This window comes from Amycolatopsis sp. NPDC054798, assembly GCF_053611505.1.
Genome location: NZ_JBSHAM010000021.1, coordinates 64763 through 90090 on the forward strand (window position 1 = coordinate 64763; position 25328 = coordinate 90090).

The 25328-nt window shown below is 68.7% G+C and carries 23 protein-coding genes; 9 read left to right on the forward strand and 14 right to left on the reverse strand.

What is annotated here, in order from left to right; all coding sequences use genetic code 11:
• The first annotated feature begins 88 nt into the window (after positions 1-88).
• The 3 genes from ACWGIC_RS15910 (at position 89) to ACWGIC_RS15920 (ending at position 3916) form a co-directional block, all read left to right on the forward strand.
• The gene (locus tag ACWGIC_RS15910; RefSeq protein ID WP_452076662.1) at positions 89-1279 is read left to right on the forward strand and encodes a low temperature requirement protein A; all 1191 of its coding nucleotides are present in this window, start codon (positions 89-91) and stop codon (positions 1277-1279) included.
• A 101-nt stretch (positions 1280-1380) separates the two neighbouring features.
• Positions 1381-2676 (forward strand): acyl-CoA dehydrogenase family protein, encoded by a 1296-nt coding sequence (locus ACWGIC_RS15915; RefSeq protein WP_452076702.1) that lies wholly within the window; start codon positions 1381-1383, stop codon positions 2674-2676.
• Between the two features lie 28 nt (positions 2677-2704).
• The gene (locus ACWGIC_RS15920) at positions 2705-3916 is read left to right on the forward strand and encodes an acyl-CoA dehydrogenase family protein (protein ID WP_409462718.1); all 1212 of its coding nucleotides are present in this window, start codon (positions 2705-2707) and stop codon (positions 3914-3916) included.
• A 332-nt stretch (positions 3917-4248) separates the two neighbouring features.
• Here the strand turns inward: ACWGIC_RS15920 and ACWGIC_RS15925 are convergent, their stop codons facing one another.
• Together ACWGIC_RS15925 and ACWGIC_RS15930 are read right to left on the reverse strand one after the other, a co-directional pair.
• Positions 4249-4914, reverse strand: a complete 666-nt coding sequence (locus tag ACWGIC_RS15925) for a hypothetical protein (RefSeq protein WP_452076663.1) — start codon at positions 4912-4914, stop codon at positions 4249-4251.
• 407 nt (positions 4915-5321) lie between these two features.
• Positions 5322-5684 carry a winged helix-turn-helix transcriptional regulator gene (locus tag ACWGIC_RS15930; protein WP_452076664.1) on the reverse strand — a complete coding sequence of 121 codons (363 nt, stop codon included), beginning with the start codon at positions 5682-5684 and terminating at the stop codon, positions 5322-5324.
• A 75-nt stretch (positions 5685-5759) separates the two neighbouring features.
• Here ACWGIC_RS15930 and ACWGIC_RS15935 point away from each other — a divergent pair, with 75 nt between their 5' ends.
• Positions 5760-6686 (forward strand): NADP-dependent oxidoreductase, encoded by a 927-nt coding sequence (locus ACWGIC_RS15935; RefSeq protein WP_452076665.1) that lies wholly within the window; start codon positions 5760-5762, stop codon positions 6684-6686.
• Positions 6687-6869: 183 nt separating this feature from the next.
• Here ACWGIC_RS15935 and ACWGIC_RS15940 read toward each other — a convergent pair whose 3' ends face one another.
• Complete coding sequence (locus tag ACWGIC_RS15940) at positions 6870-7817, reverse strand: NADPH:quinone reductase (protein WP_452076666.1); 948 nt, start codon at positions 7815-7817, stop codon at positions 6870-6872.
• Between the two features lie 97 nt (positions 7818-7914).
• Here ACWGIC_RS15940 and ACWGIC_RS15945 point away from each other — a divergent pair, with 97 nt between their 5' ends.
• Complete coding sequence (locus ACWGIC_RS15945; RefSeq protein WP_452076667.1) at positions 7915-8319, forward strand: hypothetical protein; 405 nt, start codon at positions 7915-7917, stop codon at positions 8317-8319.
• On the opposite strand, the gene ACWGIC_RS15950 is transcribed toward ACWGIC_RS15945, so the two are convergent.
• The 8 genes from ACWGIC_RS15950 to ACWGIC_RS15985 form a co-directional block, all read right to left on the reverse strand.
• Positions 8312-9367 carry an alpha/beta hydrolase gene (locus ACWGIC_RS15950; RefSeq protein ID WP_452076668.1) on the reverse strand — a complete coding sequence of 352 codons (1056 nt, stop codon included), beginning with the start codon at positions 9365-9367 and terminating at the stop codon, positions 8312-8314. The genes ACWGIC_RS15945 and ACWGIC_RS15950 overlap by 8 nt on opposite strands.
• A gap of 103 nt (positions 9368-9470) precedes the next feature.
• Complete coding sequence (locus ACWGIC_RS15955) at positions 9471-10337, reverse strand: SDR family oxidoreductase (RefSeq protein WP_452076669.1); 867 nt, start codon at positions 10335-10337, stop codon at positions 9471-9473.
• A gap of 61 nt (positions 10338-10398) precedes the next feature.
• Complete coding sequence (locus ACWGIC_RS15960) at positions 10399-10908, reverse strand: GNAT family N-acetyltransferase (RefSeq protein ID WP_452076670.1); 510 nt, start codon at positions 10906-10908, stop codon at positions 10399-10401.
• A 69-nt stretch (positions 10909-10977) separates the two neighbouring features.
• Complete coding sequence (locus ACWGIC_RS15965) at positions 10978-12135, reverse strand: acyl-CoA dehydrogenase family protein (protein WP_452076671.1); 1158 nt, start codon at positions 12133-12135, stop codon at positions 10978-10980.
• Positions 12132-14117: an acetyl/propionyl/methylcrotonyl-CoA carboxylase subunit alpha gene (locus ACWGIC_RS15970; RefSeq protein WP_452076672.1), complete on the reverse strand. Its 1986-nt coding sequence runs from the start codon at positions 14115-14117 to the stop codon at positions 12132-12134. The genes ACWGIC_RS15965 and ACWGIC_RS15970 overlap by 4 nt, the downstream gene beginning before the upstream one ends.
• Before the next feature lie 5 nt (positions 14118-14122).
• Positions 14123-15736 (reverse strand): carboxyl transferase domain-containing protein, encoded by a 1614-nt coding sequence (locus tag ACWGIC_RS15975; protein ID WP_452076673.1) that lies wholly within the window; start codon positions 15734-15736, stop codon positions 14123-14125.
• A gap of 120 nt (positions 15737-15856) precedes the next feature.
• Complete coding sequence (locus ACWGIC_RS15980; protein WP_452076674.1) at positions 15857-16354, reverse strand: hypothetical protein; 498 nt, start codon at positions 16352-16354, stop codon at positions 15857-15859.
• Positions 16355-16406: 52 nt separating this feature from the next.
• Positions 16407-16997, reverse strand: a complete 591-nt coding sequence (locus tag ACWGIC_RS15985) for an SACE_7040 family transcriptional regulator (protein WP_452076675.1) — start codon at positions 16995-16997, stop codon at positions 16407-16409.
• A gap of 195 nt (positions 16998-17192) precedes the next feature.
• On the opposite strand from ACWGIC_RS15985, the gene ACWGIC_RS15990 reads away from it, so the two are divergent.
• Complete coding sequence (locus ACWGIC_RS15990) at positions 17193-17963, forward strand: SGNH/GDSL hydrolase family protein (protein WP_452076676.1); 771 nt, start codon at positions 17193-17195, stop codon at positions 17961-17963.
• A gap of 58 nt (positions 17964-18021) precedes the next feature.
• Here the strand turns inward: ACWGIC_RS15990 and metX are convergent, their stop codons facing one another.
• Together metX and ACWGIC_RS16000 are read right to left on the reverse strand one after the other, a co-directional pair.
• Positions 18022-19149, reverse strand: a complete 1128-nt coding sequence (gene metX / locus ACWGIC_RS15995; protein WP_452076677.1) for a homoserine O-acetyltransferase MetX — start codon at positions 19147-19149, stop codon at positions 18022-18024.
• Positions 19146-20453 carry a bifunctional o-acetylhomoserine/o-acetylserine sulfhydrylase gene (locus ACWGIC_RS16000; protein WP_452076678.1) on the reverse strand — a complete coding sequence of 436 codons (1308 nt, stop codon included), beginning with the start codon at positions 20451-20453 and terminating at the stop codon, positions 19146-19148. Before ACWGIC_RS16000 ends, metX begins: the two co-directional genes overlap by 4 nt.
• 171 nt (positions 20454-20624) lie before the next feature.
• On the opposite strand from ACWGIC_RS16000, the gene ACWGIC_RS16005 reads away from it, so the two are divergent.
• Both ACWGIC_RS16005 and ACWGIC_RS16010 read left to right on the forward strand, forming a co-directional pair.
• Positions 20625-21113 (forward strand): hypothetical protein, encoded by a 489-nt coding sequence (locus ACWGIC_RS16005; RefSeq protein ID WP_452076679.1) that lies wholly within the window; start codon positions 20625-20627, stop codon positions 21111-21113.
• 71 nt (positions 21114-21184) lie between these two features.
• Positions 21185-22753 (forward strand): PucR family transcriptional regulator, encoded by a 1569-nt coding sequence (locus ACWGIC_RS16010; RefSeq protein WP_452076680.1) that lies wholly within the window; start codon positions 21185-21187, stop codon positions 22751-22753.
• Between the two features lie 303 nt (positions 22754-23056).
• On the opposite strand, the gene ACWGIC_RS16015 is transcribed toward ACWGIC_RS16010, so the two are convergent.
• The gene (locus tag ACWGIC_RS16015; protein WP_452076681.1) at positions 23057-23998 is read right to left on the reverse strand and encodes a zinc-binding dehydrogenase; all 942 of its coding nucleotides are present in this window, start codon (positions 23996-23998) and stop codon (positions 23057-23059) included.
• A 190-nt stretch (positions 23999-24188) separates the two neighbouring features.
• Here ACWGIC_RS16015 and ald point away from each other — a divergent pair, with 190 nt between their 5' ends.
• A complete protein-coding gene (ald, locus tag ACWGIC_RS16020) occupies positions 24189-25304 on the forward strand; it encodes an alanine dehydrogenase (protein WP_452076682.1) in 1116 nt (371 codons plus the stop codon).
• The last annotated feature ends 24 nt before the right edge of the window (positions 25305-25328 follow it).

The window sequence follows — 25328 nt, forward strand, 5'->3', positions numbered from 1 at the left end:
CCTTGAGGGAATCTGATTCCCTCAAGGAGTCCTTCACGGACCTCTGCGAAACCGCCCGGTCGAGCCTCCTGACGTGCAAGCATCTGCCGTGCCCACGAGACGGCTGCATCTGGTTCGCGCGGACGAAGGCCACCGCGTCACGACCCTTGAGCTTTTCTTCGACCTGGTCTTCGTCTACGCCATCACGCAGACGACCGAGCTGATGTCCGGGCATCTGAGCCTGCTCGGCGTAGCCGAGGGACTGCTGGTGCTGATGGTGCTGTGGTGGTGCTGGTGCAGTTACGCCTGGCTCGGCACCACGATCCACGTCGACCACGGCATCGCACGCCTGGCGATGTTCGGCGCGATGGCGGTGATGTTCCTCGTCGCGCTCGCGGTGCCGCAGGCATTCACCAATGAACCGGGCGGGCTCGACGGGCCATTGCTGTTCGTCGCCTGCTACGGCGTCGTGCGACTGCTGCAGATCGTCGCCTACCTCGGAGCCGCGCGGCACGACGCCGACTTGCGCCGGGTGCTGCTGAAGATGCTGCGCGGACTGCTCCCGAGCCTCGCGTTGCTGGCCGTCGCCGACGTGGTGGGCGGGCCGTGGCAACCGGTGTTGTGGGTGGCCGCGCTGGCGGTGGACTACCTCAACGTCTACCTGTCCGGCCCCGCGGGCTGGCGGCTGAACTCGCCCGCGCACTTCGCCGAGCGGTTCGGGCTGATCGTGATCATCGCGCTCGGCGAATCGGTCGTGGCGATCGGCATCGGGATCGGGCACGTGCCGGTCACCTGGCTCGTCGCCGGGTCGGCGATCTGCGGGATCGCGCTCGCCGCGGGGATGTGGTGGACGTACTTCGACCTGGTCGCGAACGTCGCCGAGCGGAGGCTCGCCAAGGCCGAGGGGATCGCGCGGACCAAGCTCGCCACCGACTCCTACACCTATCTCCACCTGCCGCTCATCGCCGGAATCGTCCTCGTCGCGCTCGGGTTGAAGAAGACATTCCTCACCCTGTCCGACTCCGTGCACCACAGCCCGGCGGACGCGCTGCACGGCGTCGCGCTGTGGGCGCTGACCGGCGGACTCGCGCTCTACCTGGTCGCGCTCAGCTCGCTGCGGCGGCGCAACCTCGGCAGCTGGAACCGGCAGCGGCTCGTGCTCGCGGCGGTGCTGCTCGCGCTCACCCCACTGCTCGGACACGTGCCCGCGTCGTTGCTGCTGCTGATCGTCACGGCCTCGGTCCTGCTGCTCATCGCGTTCGAACGCACGTCGCTGGCCCGGCGGCCGGTCGACGGGTGAGCCGGGCCGCACTGGCGGATTCCTCGTCGCCACGTTAACCTACTCGTGAGTAGGTAACGCGAGGGAGATGCTGCATGGCTGCGCCAAGGAAACGAGACGCGATGGGCCTCGGCCTGGCCGCGCTCACCCGGTTGGCCGGGAGCAAGGCGATCGACCGGGTCGGGCTGCGCGGACCGGTGCAGAACCTGGTCAAGACGGGGACCCGCAACGGTTTCCGCGCGGCGGGGGCGGCGACCCGGTCGTTCACCTCGGTCCAGCGGCTGGGCAAACCGGCCCGGCTGGCGAAACCGGACGACCGCGGTCTGTTCGACCTGACGCCGGACGAGGACCAGAAGCTCATCGTCGAAACGGTCAGCGAATTCGCCGCCGAACAGCTGCGTCCGGCCGCCGCGGACGCCGACGAGAAGCTCGCCGCGCCGGAGGGCCTGCTGAGCCGCGCGGCCGAGCTGGGCGTCAGCCTCGTCGGCATTCCGGAAGAGCTGGGCGGCGCGGGCACTGAGCGTTCGGTCGTCACGAACGCGCTGGTCGCGGAGGCGCTGGCGCACGGAGACCTCGGACTGGCGGTGGCTGTGCTGGCACCGTCGGCGGTGAGCACCGCGCTGGTCGCGTGGGGCGACGAGCAGCAGCAGGCCGACTACGTGCCCGCGTTCACCGGCGAGCAGGTGCCCGCCGCGGCGCTCGCGCTGCTGGAGCGGACGCCGCTGTTCGATCCGTTCAAACCCGCGACCAAGGCGAAGCGCACCCCGAAGGGCTACCAGCTCGACGGCGTGAAGTCGCTCGTCCCGCGCGCGGCGGAGGCCGAGCTGTTCATTGTCTCGGCCGATCTGGAGGGTCGTGGCCCGGCGCTGTTCCTGGTCGAGTCGTCCAACTCCGGCGTGACGATCGAGTCCGAACCCGCGATGGGCCTGCGCGGCGCGGCCACCGGAAAACTGCACCTGGAGAAGGTTTCGCTGCCCGCCGGCGCACTGCTCGGCGGCGGCAAGGCGGACGTTTTCACCGAGGTCGTCCGGCTTTCCCGGCTCGGCTGGGCGGCGCTCGCGGCCGGCGTCGGCAAGGCCGTGCTGGACTACGTCGTGCCTTACGTGAACGAGCGCACCGCGTTCGGCGAGCCGATCAGCCACCGGCAGGCGGTCGCGTTCTCGGTAGCGGACATCGCGATCGAACTGGAGGGTCTGCGCCTGGTCACGCTGCGCGCGGCGGCCCGGGCCGAGCAGGGCAAGGAGTACGCACGGGAAGCGGCGCTCGCCCGGAAGCTCGCGACGGACAAGGGCATGCAGATCGGCAACGCCGGGGTGCAGCTGCTGGGCGGGCACGGGTTCGTGAAGGAGCATGCGGTGGAGCGCTGGTACCGCGACCTGCGGGCGATCGGCGTGATGGAAGGCGCCGTCCTCCTCTGATCTTTTTCTTGCTGCGAAAGGCAATCCGATGATCAACCTGGAAGCTCCGAAGAAGGCCGGTGCGCTGATCAACCAGGCGTACCAGGCCGCGGCCGAGGTGTTCCGGCCGATCTCGCGCAAGTACGACCGCGCCGAGCACACCTATCCGTCCGAATTGGACATGTTCGCCGCGCTGCTGGACGGACTGAACTCGTCCGGCGAAGGCGGCGCTGGCGCGGCCGGCGTCCGCCGGTCCGAAAAGGACGACGGCCCCAAAGGAAACCGCAACGGCGCCAACCTGAACGTGGTGCTCGGCACGATCGAAATGTGCTGGGGCGACGTCGGCCTGCTGCTGTCCATGCCGCGCCAGGGCCTCGGCAACGCCGCGATCGGCTCGGTGGCGACCGACGAGCAGCTCGAGCGTTTCAAGGGCTTGTGGGCCGCGATGGCGATCACCGAACCCGGCTGCGGCTCGGACTCGGCCGCCATCACCACGACGGCCACCAAAGACGGCGACGACTACATCCTGAACGGCGAAAAGATCTTCGTGACGTCCGGCCAGCGCGCCGACGCCGTCGTGGTCTGGGCGACGCTGGACCGCACGAAGGGCCGCGCCGCGATCAAATCGTTCGTGGTGGAGAAGGGCACGCCCGGCTTCGAGGTCGTGCGCGTGGAGCACAAACTCGGCATCCGCGCGTCCGACACCGCCGTGCTGCGCTTCGAAAACTGCCGCGTGCCTGCCGAAAACCTCCTGGGCACGCCGGAAATCGACACGGCCAAGGGTTTCGCCGGGGTCATGCAGACCTTCGACAACACCCGCCCGCTGGTGGCCGCGATGGCGATCGGCGTCGCCCGGGCGGCACTGGACGAGACTCGCCGCATCCTGACCGAAGCCGGAGTGGTCATCGATTACGACCGCCCGGCGTTGACGCAGCACGCCGCGGCCGCGACTTTCCTGCAGCTGGAAGCGGATTACGAGGCGGCGTATCTGCTGACGCTGGAGTCGGCGTGGATGGCGGACAACCGCCAGCCGAACTCCCTGCAGGCGTCGATGGCGAAAGCCAAGGCGGGGCGGACGGTGGTCGACGTGACGTTGAAGTGCGTCGAACTCGCTGGGGCGTATGGGTATACGGAGGAATCGCTGCTGGAGAAGTGGTCCCGGGACGCCAAGATCCTGGACATCTTCGAGGGTACGCAGCAGATTCAGCAGCTGATCGTGGCTCGGCGGGTGCTGGGGAAGACCTCGGCTGAGCTGAAGTAGTTGTGACGTAACGGAAAGCCGCCTGGTCGCTTGCCCTTCTCAGGGGGCGTGAGACCGGGCGGCTTTCTCGTCGATGGGGACCGGTTTCGTGATCAGGTCGTCCGGTGCCGCCGGCCGCCTTTCCCGTCATCAGCAGCCGCGCCCCTCAGTGCTCCGCCAGGGCAGCGTGACGGCCGCGGAAGGGAACCGTCCTCGTGGTCGTCGATCTCGGCCAGCATGGCGGCCGACAGCGGGATAGTCCGTTTCAGCAGCTGACCGTGGCTCGGCGGGTGCTGGGGAAGACCTCGGCTGAGCTGAAGTAGTCCGCTTCGCCGCGGGCCGGGCGGCGTTGCTCATTCCATCTGCTTCTTCCCGGTGGATTGGCCGAAGAAGTATCCGAGCACCAGCAGGAAAGCGCTGGACAGCACCTGGTTGATCTCCACGCGAGCGAACATCGCGGCCACCACGGAAAGGCACATCACCAGCAGGATCGCCCCTCCGACATAGGTCGCGACGGATTCCTTGGCGAGGAAGTTCTGCCACACCTTGGCCTTCCGCTCGTACTTGTCGATTTCCGCGGCCATCGCGGCGGCCTCGACCTCGGCGATCTTCCGGCTGGTTTCTTTCAGCTCCCCGTCGATCTCCCCGGTCTTGCTTTCGAACTCGCCGAGCAGCTGGTGGAACTTCTCCTTGGTGCCAGCGTCGTCGACCCCGGACACCGCGTTTCTGAGTTTGTGGATCTCCTGCCCGACGGTCAACCCGTTGATCAGCTCAAGGATCTCCTCGCGGCGCTCCAGGGACAGCTTCAGCGCACTGCGGTTGGCATTCACCTTGCGCAGCGCGTCCGAACGCCCTTTCGCGCTGCTTTCCGTTGCCAGCGCCTCCTTGTTCAGCGCGAGCTTCTTCCGCTGCCGGGCGATGATGACGTCGACCTTGTCCAACGACGAGTGAAGTTGCTCAACGGACTGCGCCTTGAGCGAGAAACTGTCCAACCTGGCTTCGACGAACTCCAGTTCCATCCGCCGAATCGAACGGCTGTTCCGGTTGTCATGATCCTCGAACTTAACCACACCGCGATCTTCTGGAACGCTCATAGTATTTTCCGTTTGGTTGGGTGCGCGATTCAGGAACCAAGGGCGCGTCGTCAGCGACGCGCCGGTTTTCTGCGCTGCCGTCCCACGACGGACGGCAGCGGGACGCTTGCTCCTTGGTTCACCGTCGGCCCCCCTCCACCGCTTGCAGGGTCGCGCAGGGACCGGCCCCTGTTGCGCAACGTCGTCAGCCGTCGCCGTTCCGCATCCGAATCGTGACAACGTCAGCTATTTCACGTATTGCGATAAGAGCAGCATCAGCAATACTCAACGATTGAAATCGTAGAAAAATGAAAGTATCAGCGCGGATTGAACCGTCTCAGCTGGCGGACCGCTCAGCCGTGGTGGGCATCCAACGCCGCGAGGACCGCGTCCCCGTTCGTCCTAGCCCACTCCGTCAGCGTCTGGATCGGCTCGGTCAACGTCGCCCCCAGCGGAGTCAGCTCGTACTCCACCCGCGGCGGTGCCTCGGCATAAGCCTGGCGGCGGACGAGCCCGTGCGCTTCCAGCCGACGCAGGGTCTGGGTCAGCACCTTCCGCGAGATCCCGCCGATCAGCTCGACCAGATCGCCGTGCCGGACCGGCCCCCTGCTGAGACCGGCGAGCACAACCACGGTCCACTTGTCGGCGATCAGCTCGACGGCCAAGCGCGCCGGGCAGTCGGAGAGGAAGACCCCACCAGGACCGTAATCGCTCATGGAGTCAAAGGTACCCGCAGGTACCTATCGGAATCCTAGCCTGGTTTTTGTTCCCCTCCAGAAATCAGGAGAGTCATGCGAGTCATCACCCAGCAGAAGCTCGGCGGCCCCGAAGTGCTCACGATCGCGGACGCGCCCGAGCCCCGGGCTTTGCCGACCGAGGTCCTCGTCCGCGTCAAGGCGATCGGGTTGAATCCGTTGGAGGCGCGGCTGCGCGCAGGCGAATTCCCGTTGCTCGGCCAGCCGCCGTTCGTGCTCGGCTGGGATGTCAGCGGAGTGGTCGAAGAGGCCTTGACCTGGCGGTTCCGGCCGGGCGACGAAGTGTTCGGCATGCCGCTGTTTCCCCGCGCGGCCAACGCGTACGCCGAGGTCGTGGCGGCACCTGCATTGCATCTGGTGCGCAAGCCGAAGGAGCTTTCCCACGTCGAGGCCGCCGCGTTGCCGATCGTCGGGCTGACGGCGTGGCAGGGGCTGGTCGACCTCGGCGGCATCGCGGCGGGCGACCGCGTGCTGGTCCACGGCGGTGGCGGCGGGGTCGGGCACGTCGCGATCCAGATCGCGAAAGCCCTTGGCGCGCACGTCATCGCGACTGCCAGTGAGAGCAAGCGGGAGTTCGTCGAAGGGCTCGGCACCGACGAAGTCATCGACTACACGAAGGTCGATTTCGCCGAAGCAGTCCGCGATATCGACGTTGTGCTCGACACTCTCGGCGGCGACACCGTCGAACGGTCGCTTGGGGTGCTCCGTCCCGGAGGGCATCTGGTGACGGCGGTCGCTGACGAAGACACGGAGCTGATCGCGAAGTTCGAGGCGGCGGGCATGCGCTTCAGCGGCATCGCGGTCGATCCGGATCCGGTCGGCCTGCGCAGCCTCGTCGAACTGGTGGACCAGGGCAAACTCCGGGTCCACGTGCAGGAGACGTTCCCGTTCGAGCGCATCGCCGACGCGCATCGGCTGCTCGACGGCGGTCATCTTCAGGGCAAGGTCGTCCTCACCCTCTGAGTCCTGCTGAATTCGTAGATGTCCCCTAGCCCGCCGCACTTCGGGCAGATCTTCCGGTCCCGGTCCATTCCGGAGCCCAGGCATTCCGGGCAGGTTTTCGGTCGCATCGCACACCTCACGCATCGCGGCGGTGGATTGTCGCGGGCTCTTGTACCTGTTTCCAATTGCTTACGCCAGCGCGGCTTAAACCTCAAGCACGATCCGGCCGCGCGCCTCGCCGGATTCCAGCAAACGGTGCGCCTCGGCGGCGTCCGACAGCGGCAGCCGAGTGCCGATCCGGGGACGGAGAATTCCGGTCGACAGGGCCCGGTTGAGGACGCGGGCGGCGGAGCCCAAGGCGGAGACACCGGCGTTGCTGATAGCGAAACCGCGGATGCTGGCATCACGCGTGTACAGCTCGCCGATCGGCAGCGTCGGTGTCGACAGCATTCCGGCCATCGCCACGATGCGGCCGCCACGGGACAGCAACGGCACAGCCGACACCAGGTCGTGGCGGCCTCCGTTGTCCCACAACAGGTCCACCACGGGGAGTTTGCGGTAGAGGTCGGGATCGGAATAGTCGAAAACCTCTTCGGCACCGCATTCCCGGCACCATTCCGCGTCCTCGGCGCGGGCGGTCGCGATGACGCGCAGGCCAGCGGTGGAAGCAAGTTGGACGACCGCGCTGCCGACACCGCCGCCCGCGCCGAACACCGCGATCGTCTCGCCGTAACTGGCGTCAGCGTGCTCGAAGAGGCCCAGGTACGCGGTGGCGGCGGTGTGCAGAACGGCGACGGCGTCGTCGGAAACCCCTTCTGGCAAACGGTATAGCCGGTCCTCTGGCACCGCGCAGTACTCGGCGAAGGAGCCCTGCCGTCCGTCGTGGCCGAGGCTGTTGCACCACACGCGGTCGCCGGGGGCGAAACGGTCTACTGGCGAAGAGACAACGGTGCCCACCAAGTCCCGGCCGATGACGAACGGAAACGAAACATCAGTGGGATAAGCGCCGGAACGGATGAAGGTGTCGACGTGGTTCACCGCCACCGCGGAGACTTTCACCAGCACCTCGCGCGGGCCCGGCTCAGGATCCGGAAGCGGGCCGACCTTGATCTCGGAACTGTCGCCGAGAGACGTCACGTATGCAGCGATCACCGGCCCACGGTACCGCCGGTTTTTTACCGGCCTCGCGCGGATATCGGATTGATCTCCGCCCCGCGAAAACGCGCGGAAATGCCCTGATCTGCCCGGCATGACCGCTCCGGTGGCGCCGGCCGACCTGAAACAGGCCCGCATCTTCCTGTGGATCCAAGTCGCGCTGAGCGCGATCGGACCGCTGCTGCTGGCCGGGATGGCCGGCGTTTCGCTGCTCGAACTGATCAGCCTCACGCAGCTCTACATCGTGATCACCTACACGACCGCCATCGCGCTCGCGGTGTGCGCGGTCGTGTTGCCGAAGCGCCAGCAGTGGGCCTACGTGACCGCCGCGGTCATCGAAAGCCTCTTGGTGCTCAACAGCCTGATCACACTGCTCAGCCAGGGGCTGCCCGGCCTGCTGCCGCTGATTTTCGCCGGGCTCGCGCTGCGCGCGCTGCTCACCCGCGACGTGCGGACGTGGTTCTTCCCTCAGCAACCCGGCCAGAACCCGGTCAGCTGACCCGTTCGTCCAGGAACTCGTCGAGGTACCGCCAGGTCGTGCCCCGGGCGCGGCGGCCGGTCAGCACGCCGAGGTGCCCGCCGGGCGCGGTGCGGAACCGGACTTCCGGCGCGTTTTCCAGCAGCTGCACCACGCGTTCCACCGACGCCCTCGGCGCGATGGTGTCGGTTTCGCCCGCCACCACCAGCATCGGCGTGTTCACGTCGGACAGGCTGATCTTGCGCCCGTTCAGGTCGACGGTGCCCTCGGCGAGGTCGTTCGTGCGGAACAGCCGGTGGTACAGCTGGCCGAACGTCCGCCCGGGGTAGGCGTACATGTTGCTCATGAAGTGGTCCACCGCCTCGATCTGCGCGAGATAGTCGCGGTCGTCGAGGTTTTTCAGGATCGCCAGAGGTTTCGTGATTTCCTTGGAGATCCCGGTGGCCCGGAACACCCGGGTGACCAAATAGGACGGTGCGCCGCCGAACACCCGGTACACCGGGGTGAGCAGATGCCCGCCGGTGAGGTCCACGAGCGGGCGGAACGGCGCGACGATCGGGATCGCGGTGAAATCGACCGGCGAGCCGACCGCGGTGATCGATTCGATCGGCAGGCCCGGCTGGTCCGCGCTGACGAGCATGGAGAAGATGCCGCCGAGCGACCACGACACCAGGTGCACGCCCTGTCCGCCGGCGTCCTCGCTGACCTTCCGGATCGCCCTCGGCAGCACCTCGTCGATCCAGTGCTCGATGCCGAGGCGGCGGTCGGAGAACGCGACCATGCCGTAGTCCACGAGGTAGGTCGGCCGCCCGCCTTCCACCAGGTGCTCGATGAGGCTGCAGCCGCGGCGCAGGTCGAAGCACAGCGCGGGCGCGGCCAGCGGCGGCACCAGCAGCACCGGCGGACCCGAGGCTTCGCCGGCGCCGTGCGTCATCCGGTACACCGACCGGTTGGGTCCCTGGTCGATCAGCACCCTCGGCATCGGCCGCAGATCGGCGACCCCACCCTGGAACACCTTGCCCACGACGTTGGCCGCCGCTGCGGCCAACCGGGCCGGTGGGGAAACCATTCAGCGCCTCCTGGAACTCGTTGTCTGCGGGGCATCTTGCACTGCGCGCGGGCGCGGCATCAACACGCCACTCCCGCAAGCACCTGGCAAGCGCCCCTCCACCTCAGACGCTCCCACCAGGCGGGACGGCCGACGGCGCGCTCCGGGCCGCCCGTCCCTCGTACTCGGCGCGCTCGGGCGAATGCGCGGCGGACGCCAGCAGCTGGTCGCCGCCGAGCGCGCGCACCAGCCATTCGCCGAACGCGCGCGGGAACAGCCGGGTGATCCGGCCGGTCAGATCGAGCGATTTCGGCACGAAAACGTCGAACTTCGGGCGTTCCAACGCGTCGACGATCGCCGCCGCGACATCCTCCGGACCGACGGACTTGATGAACCGCGCTTCGCCCAGCCCAGACGCGAGTTCGGTGCGCACCACCGCGGGCATCACGCACGACACCTCGACGCCGGTGCCGCGCAGCTCCAGCCGCACCGCCTCGGACAGCCCGACCACCGCGTGTTTCGTGGCGCAGTACGTGGCCGCACCGGCGAATCCGGACTTTCCGGCCATCGACGCCACATTCACGATGTGCCCGCGGCCGCGCGGCTTCATCCGTTTGACGGCCTCGCGAGTGCCGTGCACGACCGCGTGCACGTTGATCTCCAACATCCGGCGCGTGGCCGCGTCGTCCTCTTCGTCCAGCGGCGAAAGCGGCATGATGCCGGCGTTGTTGATCAGCACGTCGATCGGCCCGACGGTGCGTTCGACGTCGTCCAGGAACGCGGTGAAGGCGGCCGTGTCGGTGACGTCCAGCGGCGACGCGACCACGTCCGGACCCAGCTCGCCAACGGTTTTCTCGGCACGGATCCGGTCGAGGTCGCCGAGCACGAGCTGGGCGCCCCGCCGGTGCAGCGCGGCGGCGGTGGCCGCCCCGATGCCCTGCGCGCCGCCCGTGACAACGACGACCTTCCCGGAGAGCGACTGCCTGGCCATGGCGGACTCCTCGGCTCTATTGACACTTAGCCAATATGGTCCTCCTGGTCAGGCCGCGCCGCTATCCCCCAACCCGTTGTTCCAGGACCTGGCCGAGCCAGCCGTCGACGGTGAACTGCTCGGTCGGCTTGAAGCCCTGGCTCTCGTAGTAACGCGGCAGATCGCCGTCGCCGCCCGCCCAGCAGTCGACGCGCACGAGGTCGACCCCGCGTCGTTTCGCCTCGGCCATCGCGTGCTCCAGCAGCCGGGAGCCGACCCGGTGCCCGGTGAACCGGCGGGAAGTGATCAACAGCCGGACGTACAGCTCAGGCTCGTCGACCTTCGGGGCGTACGGCATCGCCTGCCCGAGGATCAGCGCGCCCGCGGGTTTCCCGTCGATCTCCGCCATCCGGAATTCCGGATCGGCCGCGTACTCGCGCACCCGCTCGACCCGCTTCGGGATCTTGCTCCACGGCTCGGTGCCCCATTGGCCCGCGCTTCCCCGCGCGACCAGCCATTCGACGGCCTCGTCGAAAAACCCCAGCAGTACGTCTGCGTCTCCGGCAGCCCCAGGCCGGATGGTGAACTCCATGGCTCCACCATAGGGATCTTGAAGCAGCGCCGCCGGGACTCCGCCCGGACGTCCCGGCGGCGCCGGGTCTCAGGCGCCGACCCCGAGGTGGCGCGCGATGAGCATCCGCTGGACCTCGCTGGTGCCCTCGCCGATTTCCAGGATTTTCGCGTCGCGGTAGAAACGGCTGACCGGGAATTCGTTCATGAAGCCGTATCCGCCGAAGATCTGCGTCGCGTCCCTGGCGTTGTCCATCGCCGCGTTCGACGCCACCAGTTTCGCGATCGACGCTTCCTTCTTGAACGGTTCGCCGCGCAGCATCTTCGACGCCGCTTGGTAATACGCGAGACGCGCGGTGTGCGCGCGTACTTCCATGTCCGCGATTTTGAACTGGATCGCCTGGTACTCGCCGATCCGGTGGCCGAACGCGACGCGGTCCTTCGCATACTTCAGGCATTCGTCGACGCAGCCCTGCGCGAGGCCGACGCTCAGCGCGGCGATCGCCACCCGGCCCTCGTCCAGAATGGACAGGAACTGCGCGTAGCCGCGGCCCCGCTTGCCCACCAGGTTCTCCGCGGGCACCCGGACGTCCGAAAAGGACAGTTCGTGGGTGTCCGAGCAGTTCCAGCCGACCTTCGAGTACTTCGGCGCCACCGCGAAGCCCGGCGTGCCGGACGGGACGATGATCGCCGAGATCTCCTTGCGGCCGTTCTCCATCACGTCGGTGACCGCGGTGACGGTGACCAATTTCGTGATGTCGGTGCCGGAGTTGGTGATGAACGCCTTGCTGCCGTTGATGACCCACTCGTCGCCGTCGAGACGGGCGCGCGTGCGGGTGGCTCCCGCGTCGGAGCCGCCGCCGGGTTCGGTGAGGCCGAATCCGCCGAGCGCCTCGGCCGTGGTCAGCATCGGCAGCCAGGTTTCCTTCTGCTCCTGGGTGCCGAAGCGGTAGATGGGCATCGCGCCGAGCGAAACCCCCGCCTCCAGCGTGATCGCGACCGAGGAGTCGACCCGCGCCAGCTCCTCCAGCGCGAGGCACAGCGCGAAGTAATCCCCGCCCATGCCGCCGAATTCCTCCGGGAACGGCAGGCCGAACAGTCCCATCTCGCCCATTTTGGCGACCAGCTCGTACGGGAATTCTTCCTTCTCGTACAGCGGGCCGATCACCGGCGCGACCTCCGCCTGCGCGAAGTCCTCGACCGTCTTGCGAAGCGCTTCGTATTCCTCGTCCAGCCGGAAGTCGATCACTGCTTCTCCTCTGCTGCGCTCACCACGGCCAGCGTCTCGTCGAGGGCGACCTGCTGGCCGACCCGCACCGAAAGCTCAGTCACCACACCGTCGATCGGCGCGGTCACGGTGTGCTCCATCTTCATCGCCTCGACGACCAGCAGCGGCGTCCCCGCGCTCACCACGTCGCCTTCGGCGGCCTTCACCACCAGCACCGTTCCCGGCATCGGGCTCTTCACCGGACCAGCGCCCGCCGCCTCGCCGCGCGAGGACAGCGTCACTTCCTGGTCGGCGAACGCGAACGACCGGCCTTCGCGGGCCAGCCACACTGTCCGTTGTGGACCTTCGGCGCAGCGGTACCGCTCCACGCCGGTCGCCCGGCGGACTTCAAGCAGATCGCCTTCGCGGCGCGCGGAAACACGCACCGGCTCGGCGTCGTCCACGCGCACCGAAGCGTCCGACGGTGTGCCCTCGATGCGCACCACCGCCTGGTTTTCCCCAGTGCGCAAGCGGAAGGTGACCCCGCCGGGACCGCTGAGCCGCCATCCGCTCGGGACGTCCCACGGGTCCACGATCGCGCCGGTCGGCTGCAGCGAGAGCAGCCGATCCATTGCCGCGGCGACGAAAAACTCCGGCGGGACGTCCGAGGAGACCAGTTCGGACAGTCGCCGGTCCACCAGTTCGGTGTCCAGCTTTCCGGCGCGGACGTCCTCGTCGGCGAGCAGACCGCGCAGGAACGCGATGTTCGTGCCAAGACCGAGCAACGCGGTGTCGGCGAGCGCGCGGTCCAGTTTCTGCAGCGCCGAGGCCCGGTCCGGCCCGTGCGCGATGATCTTCGCCAGCATCGGGTCGTAGTTCGACCCGACCACCGCGCCGACCGACATCCACGAGTCCACCCGCACACCGGCACCGGAGGGCTCGTGCACGGCCAGCACCGTGCCACCGGTCGGGATGAACCCACGCGCCGGATCCTCGGCGTAGACGCGGGCTTCGACCGCGTGCCCGTCGAGGCGCACGTCGTCCTGCGTCAGGCCGAGTGGCTCCCCTGCCGCCACCCGCACCTGCCAGGACACCAGGTCGAGACCGGTCACCATTTCCGTGACCGGGTGCTCGACCTGCAACCGGGTGTTCATCTCCATGAAGAAGAACTCGTCCGGGTTGTGCGCGGACATGATGAACTCGACAGTGCCCGCGCCGACGTAACCCACCGACCGCGCGGCTTCCGCTGCCGCCGCGCCCATTTTCGCCCGCGTGGCCTCGTCGAGCAGCACCGACGGCGCTTCCTCGATGATCTTCTGGTGCCGCCGCTGCAGGCTGCACTCGCGTTCGCCGAGGTGCAGCACGGTGCCGTGAGTGTCGGCCAGCACCTGGATTTCGATGTGCCGCGGCGTGGTGACGAACCGCTCCATGAGCAGCGTGTCGTCGCCGAACGAACTCTTCGCCTCCCGGCGCGCGGACTCGATCGCAGCGTCCAGTTCGGACTCTTCGTGCACCAGGCGCATGCCCTTGCCGCCACCGCCGGCGGACGGCTTCAGCAGCAGCGGATAACCGACTTTCGCGGCTGCTTCGGCGAACCCGCCCTCCGGAATGTCCACATCGGACGAACCAGGAACCACCGGCACCCCGGCCGCGGACACCGTGGCCTTCGCCCGGATCTTGTCGCCCATCTTGTCGATCGCTTCCGGCGGCGGGCCGATGAACACCAGCCCGGCCTCCGCGCAAGCCCGCGCGAACGCGGTGTTCTCGGCGAGGAAGCCGTACCCCGGGTGCACCGCCTGCGCACCGGTTTCCTTTGCCGCAGCGACAATCGCCGGAATCGACAGGTAGCTCTTCGCCGCTTCGGCCGGGCCGAGGCGCACCGCGGTGTCGGCCTCGCGCACGTGCCGGGCGTCGGCGTCCGCGTCGCTGTACACCGCGACCGAACGGATCCCGAGCGCACGCAGCGACCGGATTACGCGAACCGCGATCTCCCCGCGGTTGGCGACCAAAACAGTCTCGAACACGCTCATCACATCCGGAAGACGCCGTAGTTGACCTCGGGCAAGGGCGCGTTGGCCGCGGCCGACAGCGCGAGACCGAGCACCGTGCGGGTGTCCGCCGGGTCGATCACGCCGTCGTCCCACAGCCGCGCGGTGGAGTAGTACGGGCTGCCCTGTTCCTCGTACTGCTCGCGGATCGGGTCCTTGAAGGTCTCTTCGTCCTCAGTGGACCATTCGCCGCCGCGGCCCTCGATGGCGTCGCGGCGCACTGTCGACAGCACCGACGCCGCCTGCTCGCCGCCCATCACGGAAATCCGCGCGTTCGGCCACATCCACAGGAACCGCGGCGAATACGCCCGGCCGCACATGGAGTAGTTGCCCGCACCGAACGAGCCGCCGATGATCACAGTGAACTTCGGCACCCGCGCACAAGCCACCGCGGTGACCATTTTCGCGCCGTGCTTGGCGATTCCGCCCGCCTCGTACGCGCGGCCGACCATGAAGCCGGTGATGTTCTGCAGGAACACCAACGGGATCGAACGCCGGTCGCACAGTTCGATGAAGTGCGCGCCCTTCATCGCGGACTCGGCGAACAGCACGCCGTTGTTCGCGATGATGCCGACCGGGTGGCCGTGGATGCGCGCGAAGCCGGTGACGAGCGTCGAGCCGTATTCCTTTTTGAACTCCGCGAACCGGCTGCCGTCGACGACGCGGGCGATGACTTCGCGCACGTCGTACGGGGTGCGCGAATCCGTCGGCACCACGCCGTACAGTTCGCGTTCGTCCACCGCGGGCGGCTCGATCGCCTTGACGTCCCACGGCCGCGGCGTGCGCGGGCCGAGGGTGGAGACGATGTCGCGGACAATGCGCAGCGCGTGCGCGTCGTCGTCCGCGAGATGGTCGGTGACGCCGGACTGGCGAGCGTGCACGTCGCCGCCGCCCAGTTCCTCAGCCGTGACGACCTCGCCGGTCGCGGCCTTCACCAGCGGCGGGCCGCCGAGGAAAATCGTGCCCTGATTGCGCACGATGACCGCTTCGTCGCTCATCGCCGGGACGTACGCGCCGCCCGCGGTGCACGAACCGAGCACGGCGGCGATCTGCGGAATGCCGCGCGCGGACATGGTGGCCTGGTTGTAGAAGATCCGGCCGAAGTGCTCGCGGTCCGGGAAGACCTCGTCCTGACGCGGCAGGAACGCGCCGCCCGAGTCGACCAGGTAGATGCACGGCAGATTGTTGTGCAGCGCGACTTCCTGCGCCCGGAGGTGCTTCTTCACCGTCATCGGGTAGTACGTGCCGCCCTTGACCGTGGCGTCGTTGGCCACGATCACGCATTCGCGGCCGGACACCCGCCCGATCCCGGTGATGATGCCCGCCGACGGGGCCTCGTCGTCGTACAGCCCGGTCGCGGCGAGCGGGGAAAGCTCGAGGAACGGGGATCCCGGGTCCAGCAGCGCGTCCACCCGGTCGCGCGGCAGCAGTTTGCCGCGTTCCACATGGCGGGCGCGCGACTTCTCCGGCCCGCCGAGCCGGGCGGCGGCGAGCCGCTTGTGCAGATCCTCGACCAGTTCTCCGTGCGAAGTGACGCTGCGGGTGAAGGTGTCGCTGTTCGGATCCGCGGAACTGCGCAGTACCGGCGTGTCCATGACTCTCCGTCGAGACGTTAGCGGTCGTTAACTCCGCCGGAGATGTTAGTGCTCGTTAACCGCCGTGTCCAGCCCAGCACAAGGCACCCGGCCACGCGGCCGGGTGAAATGGGGAACAGTTCAGCCCGCGACGGCGTCGGAGATCCAGCCGGCCACCGGCAGATCCCGTTCGAGGCATTCGACCGACAGCCGGATCGTCCAGCGCAGCGCCTGCAGCAGCAGGCTGTCGACCTCGTTCGGAGCGGCGCTCGCCAACGCGATCTCGACCTGTTCGCGTGCGGCGGCGGTGTTGCCGTGCACCTCGGCGAGCAGCGTGCGGACGGCGGTGCGGACCGGCGGATCGGCCTGGTCGATCGAAACCTCTTCGCCCGCCTCGTCGAAAACCTGCACCTTGACCGGGGCGGTGCCGCCGTCACCGAGCGTCGACACCATCGCGCTGCACTCGCCGAAGAGCAGCAGCATCAGCTCTTTGGTCTCCTCGTCGCGTTCGCGCGGCTCCTCGGACGAGGGCGTGACCTCTTCCAGCGCCTCCGTGTCCTCGCCAAGACTGATGGCGACGAGCGCGCGCTGTGCCTTCTCGACGAGCCGCTGCTCGCCTTCGCTCCGGTCCGCGGTCACGTGCCTATCAAACACCAGACCGGCGGTCGGCGGGATACCCCGGATCGCGGCCTCAGCCCGCGGCGGAAAGGGCGCCCAGCGCGAGCCGGCAGAGCAGTTCGGCGAGCGCGGCGTCACCGAGATGGCGGTTGTAGGGCGTCGAGTTGATCAAGCCGAACACGGCGTGTGCCGCCGACCGCGCCTGACGTTCGCCGAGTCCGGGCACAGCTTCGCGAATCGCCCGCACCCACACCTCGACGTACTGCCGCTGGAGCGCACGCACCTGCTTGCGGTCACCGTCGGTGAGATTCGCGAGATTGCGCTCCTGCACGGTGATGAGCGACGGATGTTCGAGCGCGAAGTCGACGTGGAACCGCACGAGCGCGGCCAGCAGTTCGTCCGGGGTGCCGCCCGCTTCGGCGCGCGCGGTGCCGCCTTCGAGCAGGTAGTGGCTGATCGAGTTCAGCATTTCCCCGAGAATGGCGTCCTTGCTGCGGAAGTGCCGGTACAGCGCGGGACCGGAGATGCCGACGGCCGCGCCGATGTCGTCGATGCCGACGCCGTGGAAACCGTGGTGGGCGAACAGCTCGGCGGCGGCGGAGAGGATCTGTTCCCGTCTGTTCGGCTTCGCGCCGTTCACCAGTGGGAGGGAATTCGCCGACATCCGCACATAGTAGGTCCCGCGGTTAGCGAACGCTAACTTCCGGTCCTACTTCCTGCTTGAGCCAAGTGGACGCACCCGGATTTCAGGGGTGTCTCGTGGGGATTGCACCTGGTAAAGCTTTACCGCGTCAAGCTGTCACGACAGGAGTGACCTATGGCTGCAAACACCCGTCAACCATCACGACGCGTCCTTCGGATGTGCGCGGCCCTGGGGGTCGCTCTCGCTGCCTCGCTCGGCTTCGCCAACACCGCGAGCGCTGCGTCGCAAAACTACGTCGCGCTCGGCGACTCCTACTCCTCCGGAGTGGGCGCCGGGAGCTACGGCGATTCCGGCGGCTGCAAACGCAGTGCCAACGCCTACGGCCAGCTGTGGGCCAACGCCCACTCCGGCACCAATTTCACCTTCCTCGCCTGCTCGGGCGCGAAGACCGGCGACGTGCTGAACCAGATCAGCTCGATGCCGTCCAACGCCACCCTGATCACGCTCACCGTCGGCGGCAACGACGCCGGGTTCACCGACGTGATCAAGACGTGCACGCTGGGCAGCGACCAGACCTGCGTGGACCGGGTCAACACCGCCAAGACCTACGTCCAGAACACCCTGCCCGGACTGCTGGACAAGGTGTACTCGGCGGCCAAGAGCAAGGCGCCCAGCGCTCAACTGGTCGTGCTGTCTTACCCGCGCTTCTACACCGTGCCCGGGTCGTGCAGCGTCGGGCTGAGCGACACGAAGCGGTCGGCGATCAACTCCGGGGCGGACACCCTGGCGTCGGTGCTGTCGTCGCGGGTTTCCGCGGCAGGCGGGAAGTTCGTGGACGTCCGGTCGGCGTTCGTCGGGCACAACATCTGCTCGTCGGCTAGCGACTATCTGCACAGCCTGACCTGGCCGGTGGACGAGTCGTACCACCCGACTGCCGCTGGGCAGCGGGGCGGTTACTACTCACCGCTGACCTCGGCGATCGGCTGACGTCCGGCAGGATTCGGGAAGGCCGCCTTGAGTTCGCTCAAGGCGGCCTTCCTGGCGTTCAGCCCAGCAAAGTCTTGACCAAAGCGGCGATCTGCTCGGTCTCGATGAGGAACGAGTCGTGGCCGTACGGCGACGACAGCACAGTCGCCTCGCCGCCGACCGCCGTCGCGATCTCGCGCGACTGATACGGCGGATAGAGCCGGTCGCTGTCCACCGCGGCGACCACCGTGCGCGCGGTGACCCGGCTCAAGGCCGCGGCTACCCCGCCGCGGTCGCGGCCGACGTCGTGGGTGTTCATGGATTCGGTGAGCACCACGTAGGAACCCGCGTCGAAACGGTGGACGAGTTTGTCCGCGTGATGGTCCAGATAGGACTCAACCGCGAAGCGACCGCCAGCCAGCGGATCTTCGCCCTCCTGCGGGCGGTTCCCGAAACGCGTTTCCAGTTCGGGTTCGCAGCGGTAGGTGATGTGCGCGATTCGCCGCGCCACGCCCAGTCCGCGGTGGGGTCCTTCGGCCGCGGTGTAGTAGTCGCCGCCGTGCCAGGCCAGGTCGCTTCGGATCGCGTGCAGTTGAGGGGCGGCCCAAGCGATCTGCTCGGCCGACGCGCGGGCGGTCGAGGCGAGGACGAGCGCCGAGGCGACCCGTTCGGGTTGAGTTACCGCCCATTCGAGGGCTCGCATTCCGCCCATCGATCCGCCCGCGACGGCTGCCCAGCGTTCGATGCCGAGTGCGTCCGCGAGTGCCGCTTCGGCGTTGACCTGGTCTCGGACGGTCAAGTTCGGGAATCGGCTGCCCCATGCCTGGCCGTCCGGTGCGAGCGAGGACGGGCCGGTCGACCCCTGACAACCGCCGAGCACGTTAGGGGCGACGACGAACAGTTCGCCGGTGTCGAAGGCCTTGCCGGGGCCGATCAGTCCGTCCCACCATCCGGGACTGGGATGGCCGGGACCGGCGGGACCGGCGGCGTGGCTGTCGCCGGTGAGGGCGTGCTCGACGAGGACGGCGTTGGACGCGTCGGAGTTGAGCGTTCCCCACGTTTCGTAGGCGAGGGTGTAGCTGGGCAGGGTCGCCCCGGCCTCCAGCGCGAGTGCGCCGGGGCCGGTGAACCATTGCCGGCTGCCGGGTGGGTCCCCCGCCCGCCACGCGCCGGTGACGGGCGGGAGACTCGCGCCGGGATCGGTCACAGCGCCGCCTTGGCGGCCCGGAAGCCCGCCTCGAGGTCGGCCTTCAGGTCCTCGATTCCTTCCAAGCCGACGGCGAGCCGCACGAGACCCGGCGTGACGCCTGCGGCGACCTGCTCTTCGGGGCCGAGCTGGCTGTGTGTGGTCGACGCCGGGTGCACGATCAGGCTTCGCACGTCGCCGAGGTTCACCAGCTGGCTGTGCAGCTCGGTGCCGTCGACGAACTTCCGGCCCGCCTCGACGCCGCCGCGCAGCTCGAACGACAGCACCGCGCCAACGCCGCGCGGCAGGTACTTCTGCGCAGCCGCGTGATACGGGCTCGACGGCAGACCGGCGTAGTACACCTTCTCGACCTCGTCGCGCTCTTCGAGCCATTCCGCGAGGGACTGCGCGTTGGCGGAGTGCCGCTCCACGCGCAGCGACAGCGTCTCGATGCCCTGCAGGATGAGGAAACTGTTCAGCGGGGCGATCGCCGCGCCGGTGTCGCGCAGGATCTGCACGCGCGCCTTGGCCGCGAACGCACCCGGGCCGAGCGCCTCCCAGTACTTGAGACCGTGGTAGCTCGGGTCGGGTTCGTTGAAGCCCGGGAAACGGCCCGGGTCCTTGCCGAAGTCGAACGTGCCGCCGTCGACCAGCACACCCGCGACCGTCGTGCCGTGGCCGCCGAGGTACTTCGTCGCCGAGTGCACGACGATGTCCGCGCCGTGCTCGATCGGGCGAACCAGGTACGGCGTCGGCACGGTGTTGTCCACGACCAGCGGGACGCCTGACTCGTGCGCCACGTCGGCGACCTTGCGGATGTCGAGGACGGCGCTGCTCGGGTTGGCCAGCGTCTCGGCGAAGAACAGCTTGGTGTTCGGCCGGATCGCGGCCCGCCACTGCTCCGCGTCGTCCTGGTCGTCGATGAAGGTGACCTCGATGCCGAGCTTCGGCAGCGTGTAGTGGAACAGGTTGTAGGTGCCGCCGTAGAGCGACGGGCTCGTGACGAAGTGGTCGCCCGCGCTGGCCAGGGTCAGGATCGCCGCGGTGACCGCCGCCGAACCGGAGGCGAAGGCGAGACCGGCGACGCCGCCTTCGAGGGTGGCGACGCGCTGCTCCAGAACGTCCTGGGTCGGGTTGTTGATCCGGGTGTAGATGTGGCCGGGCTCGGCGAGGCTGAACAGATCGGCCCCGTGCTGAGTGTCGCGGAAGACGTACGAGGTGGTCTGGTAGATCGGCGTGGCGCGGGCGCCGGTGGCCGGGTCGGGCGCCGCCCCCGCGTGGATCTGCTTGGTCTCGAAGGACCAGCTCGTGCTGTCTTCCGGCATGTGCTCGCTCCTAGCGGTCGGGATCGGGTCGGCTGGGCGCCGACGCTAACCAGGCCGGACGAAACGCCCAACCGCTCTCACGGGATGAGAGCCCTACGCACCCGGACGTAGGAACAAGTGCCGAGCGCTGACGGACGACGCGACCCTGCTTCGCGGCGCACGCTCAGGCGCATGGACTGGAGAATGCGGCCGTCGACCCGGAAGTGGTTCCTGTTCAGCCACGTCGTCACGTCGGTCGGCTGGATTGGAGCCGAACTCGCGGTGCTGGTGTGCAGCGTTCTCGCGGTGGCCGGCTTCGATCCGGTGACCACGCGCAGCGCGAACGTCATCGCCGGGGTGCTCGCCGGCGCGATCTATTTCCCGGCCAGCCTGCTCGCGCTGGCGACCGGGGTCGTGCTCGGTCTCGGCACGAAGTGGAAGCTGGTGCGCTACCACTGGGTGCTGTGGAAGCTGCTGGCGACGCTCGCTCTGTTCACCGGAGGAAACTTGCTGGTGGTCCCGTCTTTCGTCGCGCACGGCGAGCAGGCGGCGCGGGGCGAGATCGTCGGCGCGAACGCGGTGTCGGGCACGGGTGCGATGAGCGTCGGGCTGACCCTGCTTTTGCTGGCGACGCTGGTGTCGTACTTCAAGCCGTGGCCGAAGGTCGGACGCGCTAACTAGTGCCGCGGGTGGCGAAACCGGTGCAGTCTTCTACCGTTCCAGCAAGAACGTCAGAAGCGCTGGAGGTAGCTGTGGTTTCGGTGCGCAGCGTCGTGGACCGGGTCGGTCCGACGCTGCTCCACGCGCTTCTCGTGCCAGAAGACTGCCCGGCGGTCGGCGACGTGGTGATCGCCGAGCCGGGTGCGGAGTCCACCATCGCGGCGGGTGACTTGGTGCTGGGCGTCGCCACGATCGAGTCGGCCGAGGCCGCGGCACTCGTCCGGGTGAGCGCCGGGCAGGGTGCGGCAGCGGTGCTGCTGAAACCGCCGTTGGCCGCGAAACAGTCAGTGCGGCGCGCGGCGAAGACAGCGGGGATCGCGCTGATCCAGGTGCACGCGGCGACGTCGTGGGCGCAGCTGGTCTGGCTGTTGCGCACGGTTTTGGACGCTCTCGCCGACGAATCCGAAGCACTCGAGGAAGGCGGCGACCCCGGTTCCGGCGACCTTTTCCGGCTCGCCGACGCCGTGGCAGCGGTAGTCGACGCGTCGGTGACGATCGAGGACACCAACTCGCGCGTCCTCGCCTACTCCGCCCGCCAGGACCTCACCGACCCCGCACGCGTCGCGACGATCATGGGCCGCCGCATCCCGGACGACGTGCTGGCCCGGTTCCGCTCGCGCGGCGTCTTCCGCGAGCTTTCCCGCGGGCGGCAGACGATCTTCGTCCCGGCGCAGCGCGACGGCACCCTGCCGCGGCTGATCGTGCCGATCCGGATGGGCGGCGAACTGCTGGGTTCGATGTGGGCCGTGGTCCCGGGTCCGGTTTCCGACGAGCGCGCGGCGGCTTTCGCGGACGCCGCCCCGGTGGTCGCGCTGCACCTGCTGCGGCGGCGCGCCCACACGGACGCGCAGCGCCGGGCTTCCGCCGAACTGTTGCGCGCGGTCTTGGAAGGTCAGGTCCCGCCGCGCCGGGTGGTCGCCGAACTGGACCTGTCCGACGAACCGCACCGAGTCGTCGTCGTGGACGTCAGCGGCGGCGACAGCCGGGACGCCGAGGGGCTGTTGCTGGCTTTGCTGGAACGGATTTCGCAGGGTTTCGGACGCCGTCCGGTCGCGGCTGAGCTGGGCGGGTTGCTGTACGTCGTGGTGCCGGATCGTCCCGGCGAGGGCGGCTGGCCGGAACTGCGGGACGCGCTGCTCGCCCAGCCCGCTTCACGCCGAGGCGGGCTTCCGCGCGCGGCGGCCGGTGCGCCAGGTGATCCGACCGCGCTGGCCGCGTCGCGCGCCCAAGCGGACGAAGCGCTGGGTTTGCTGCGGGCGGGACTGGTCGAGGGTCGCGTCGTGGCGTACGACGAAGCGTGGACCGCGCTGGTCCTGCACCGCGCCGCCGCCGGAGCAGCGGCGGCGCAGGTGTCCGAACTCGGCCCGCTCGGCGTGCTGCGCGCACACGACGAGGCGAGCAACGCCGGGTACGTCGACACTCTCTACGAATGGCTCCGCCACCCCGGCGACCCCCGCGCCGCCGCCGAACGACTGCGGATCCACCCGAACACGTTGCGGTACCGGATGAAACGGCTGCTGGAACTGGTTCCGCTGAATCTTGACGACCCAGATGTCCGGCTGGCTCTGCTCACCCAGTTGATCGCACTCCGCTGGAGCTGACCTCGTAGCTGAGGTCGTTGGCCCGCAACGAATCCGGGACCATCCGGAGGTTTTTCTCAGCAGCCGGGGCCAGCCCTCACGGACCTCGCGACCCCGCGAACCGCAGCCAACGCACCTAACCCACAGCGCAGCCACACCCGGCCCTGCACCCCGATACGAAGCCTTCTCTGCGGTTCGAGGGGCTTGTCAAGGCATCTTTCCCGCCTTGACAAGCCCCTCGAACCGTCAGCACAATCGGCTTCGGGGTGCCCACCCACCAACGAGGCGCAATGTCGCCGCCAGGCGACGAGCAGCGAAACCGTTTCACGCGACCAGCAGCGTTTTCCCGATCGTGCCGCGCGATTCGATCGCCGCGTGCGCGTCGGCCGCGCGCTCCAGCGGGAACCGCTGCCCGATCACCGGCGTGAGCTGTCCGGCCGCGGCAGCCGCCAGAGCCGACTCGGTGTAGCCGCGCATCGCCGCCGCGTCGCCGATCGACCGGACCAGTTTGACGCCCCGCGCGGCAGCGTCCTCTTCGGACACTTCCGTCCACGAACCGCTTGCCAGACCGTAGATCGCCATCCGGCCGCCGGGCCGCACCAGGGTGAACGCCGCGGTGCCGACCGCGCCTCCCACGCCGTCGAACACCACGTCCACCTCGCCGGCTTCCGCGGTCCACTGCGGATCGGTGTAGTCGACCGCCAGGTCCGCACCCAATTCCCGGGCGCGGGCAAGCTTTTCCGGTCCGCCCGCGGCTGCCACGACCTCCGCGCCCGCGGCCTTCGCCAGCTGCACCAAGAGGCTCCCGACCCCGCCAGCGGCCGCCTCGACGAGCACCCGTTCCCCCGGTGCCACCTCGGTCGCGTGCACCAGCCCGGTGGCCGTACGGCCGTCGGCCAGCAACGCGACGGCCGCGTCGAGGCTCAGCGCGTGCGGCACCGGGAACACCAGCCCCGCGTCCACGACCACCCGCTGGGCGTAACCGCCGCTGCCGCCGGTCGACGTCACCACGCGTTTCCCGACCAGCGCCGGGTCCACGCCCTCCCCGGCACGGCTGATCACCCCGCCGACGCCGTTCCCTGGCACCATCGGCAGCGAACCGGCGAACGGCCCGGTCCCGCTCGCCCGGAACTGTGTTTCCACGAAGGTGACGTTGGCGAACGCCACCTCGATCAGCACCTGCCCCGGTCCGGGGGCCGGATCGGGGGCGTCCCCCGCCTCCAGCACCGCCGGCCCGCCGAACTCCCGCAGCCACACCGCTCGCATCTAAGCCCTTCCTCGAGTCTCCGCCGGTGGCCAGCCAACTACCTCAAGTGCGGTCGAGGTCAAGAGCGTTGTCCTCCCAGCACTACCGACCGGGCTCAAGACTGTGGCGGCGGAATGATGACACCGCCGTCCGGGTAGATCACCGTGAGTGGCAACACCTTCGACAGAACCGCCGCCAGGAGGCAGGACAGTGCGCATCGCCGTTCCCCGTGAGATCAAGAAGCACGAGTACCGGGTCGCGTTGACCCCGGCCGGCGTGCACGAGCTGGTCGGTCGCGGGCACGACGTCTTCGTCGAGACGGGTGCCGGGATCGGGTCGTCCATCACGGACGAGGAGTACGTCGCCGCGGGCGCCAAGGTGCTCGCCACCGCGGACGAGACGTGGTCCGAGGGCGAGCTGGTGCTGAAGGTGAAGGAGCCGATCGCCGAGGAGTATCCGCGCCTGCGCAAGGATCTGGTGCTGTTCACCTACCTGCACATCGCCGCGGACCGGCCGCTGACCGACGCGCTGCTGGCCGCCGGCACCACCGCGATCGCTTACGAAACCGTGCAGAAGCCGAACGGCGCGCTGCCGCTGCTGGCCCCGATGTCCGAGGTCGCGGGCCGGCTGGCCCCGCAGGTCGGCGCCTACGCCCTGATGAAGCCGAGCGGCGGCCGCGGCGTCCTGCCCGGCGGCATCCCCGGCGTGCACCCCGCGCGAGTCGTCGTCATCGGCGGCGGCGTCGCAGGCCTCAACGCCGCCCGCGTCGCCCTCGGCCTTGGCTCGGACGTGGAAATCCTGGACACCAACGTCGACCGTCTCCGCCAGATCGACAACGACTTCGGCGGCCGCATCCGCACCGTCACCTCGAACCGCCTCTCCGTGGAGCAGTCGGTCCTCGAGGCTGACATGGTCATCGGCGCAGTCCTGGTCCCCGGCGCGAAGGCTCCGAAGCTGGTCTCCAACGACCTGGTCTCCCGCATGAAGCCGGGCAGCGTCCTCGTCGACATCGCCATCGACCAGGGCGGCTGCTTCGCCGACTCGCGCCCGACCACCCACGACGACCCGACCTACACGGTCCACAACTCGGTCTTCTACTGCGTGGCCAACATGCCCGGTGCCGTCCCGCGCACCAGCACCTACGGCCTCACCAACGTCACCCTGCCCTACGCAGTCCAGTTGGCAGACAAGGGCTGGAAGCAGGCCCTCTCCGCCGACCCCTCCCTCGCCCTGGGCCTCAACACCCACTCGGGCGCCCTGACCAACGCCCCCGTCGCCACCGCCCACGGCCTCCCCCACACCCCCGTGGAAACCGCGCTGGCCTGACCAACCGCAGCGGAGAAGCGGCGA

Excerpts from the sequence above, each read along its gene's own strand:
- ACWGIC_RS16015 (WP_452076681.1), bottom strand. The coding sequence starts at position 23,998 with ATGCGAGCGGTGTGGCTGCGGGAGTTCGGCGGGCCGGCGGTGCTGGAG.
- ACWGIC_RS15930 (WP_452076664.1), bottom strand. The coding sequence starts at position 5,684 with ATGAGCGATTACGGTCCTGGTGGGGTCTTCCTCTCCGACTGCCCGGCG.
- ACWGIC_RS15955 (WP_452076669.1), bottom strand. The coding sequence starts at position 10,337 with ATGGCCAGGCAGTCGCTCTCCGGGAAGGTCGTCGTTGTCACGGGCGGC.
- ACWGIC_RS15985 (WP_452076675.1), bottom strand. The coding sequence starts at position 16,997 with ATGTCGGCGAATTCCCTCCCACTGGTGAACGGCGCGAAGCCGAACAGA.
- ACWGIC_RS15925 (WP_452076663.1), bottom strand. The coding sequence starts at position 4,914 with ATGGAACTGGAGTTCGTCGAAGCCAGGTTGGACAGTTTCTCGCTCAAG.
- ACWGIC_RS15945 (WP_452076667.1), top strand. The coding sequence starts at position 7,915 with ATGACCGCTCCGGTGGCGCCGGCCGACCTGAAACAGGCCCGCATCTTC.
- ACWGIC_RS15915 (WP_452076702.1), top strand. The coding sequence starts at position 1,381 with ATGGGCCTCGGCCTGGCCGCGCTCACCCGGTTGGCCGGGAGCAAGGCG.
- ACWGIC_RS15920 (WP_409462718.1), top strand. The coding sequence starts at position 2,705 with ATGATCAACCTGGAAGCTCCGAAGAAGGCCGGTGCGCTGATCAACCAG.
- ACWGIC_RS15960 (WP_452076670.1), bottom strand. The coding sequence starts at position 10,908 with ATGGAGTTCACCATCCGGCCTGGGGCTGCCGGAGACGCAGACGTACTG.
- ACWGIC_RS15950 (WP_452076668.1), bottom strand. The coding sequence starts at position 9,367 with ATGGTTTCCCCACCGGCCCGGTTGGCCGCAGCGGCGGCCAACGTCGTG.
- ACWGIC_RS16005 (WP_452076679.1), top strand. The coding sequence starts at position 20,625 with ATGGACTGGAGAATGCGGCCGTCGACCCGGAAGTGGTTCCTGTTCAGC.
- ACWGIC_RS15975 (WP_452076673.1), bottom strand. The coding sequence starts at position 15,736 with ATGGACACGCCGGTACTGCGCAGTTCCGCGGATCCGAACAGCGACACC.
- ACWGIC_RS15935 (WP_452076665.1), top strand. The coding sequence starts at position 5,760 with ATGCGAGTCATCACCCAGCAGAAGCTCGGCGGCCCCGAAGTGCTCACG.
- ACWGIC_RS15990 (WP_452076676.1), top strand. The coding sequence starts at position 17,193 with ATGTGCGCGGCCCTGGGGGTCGCTCTCGCTGCCTCGCTCGGCTTCGCC.
- ACWGIC_RS16000 (WP_452076678.1), bottom strand. The coding sequence starts at position 20,453 with ATGCCGGAAGACAGCACGAGCTGGTCCTTCGAGACCAAGCAGATCCAC.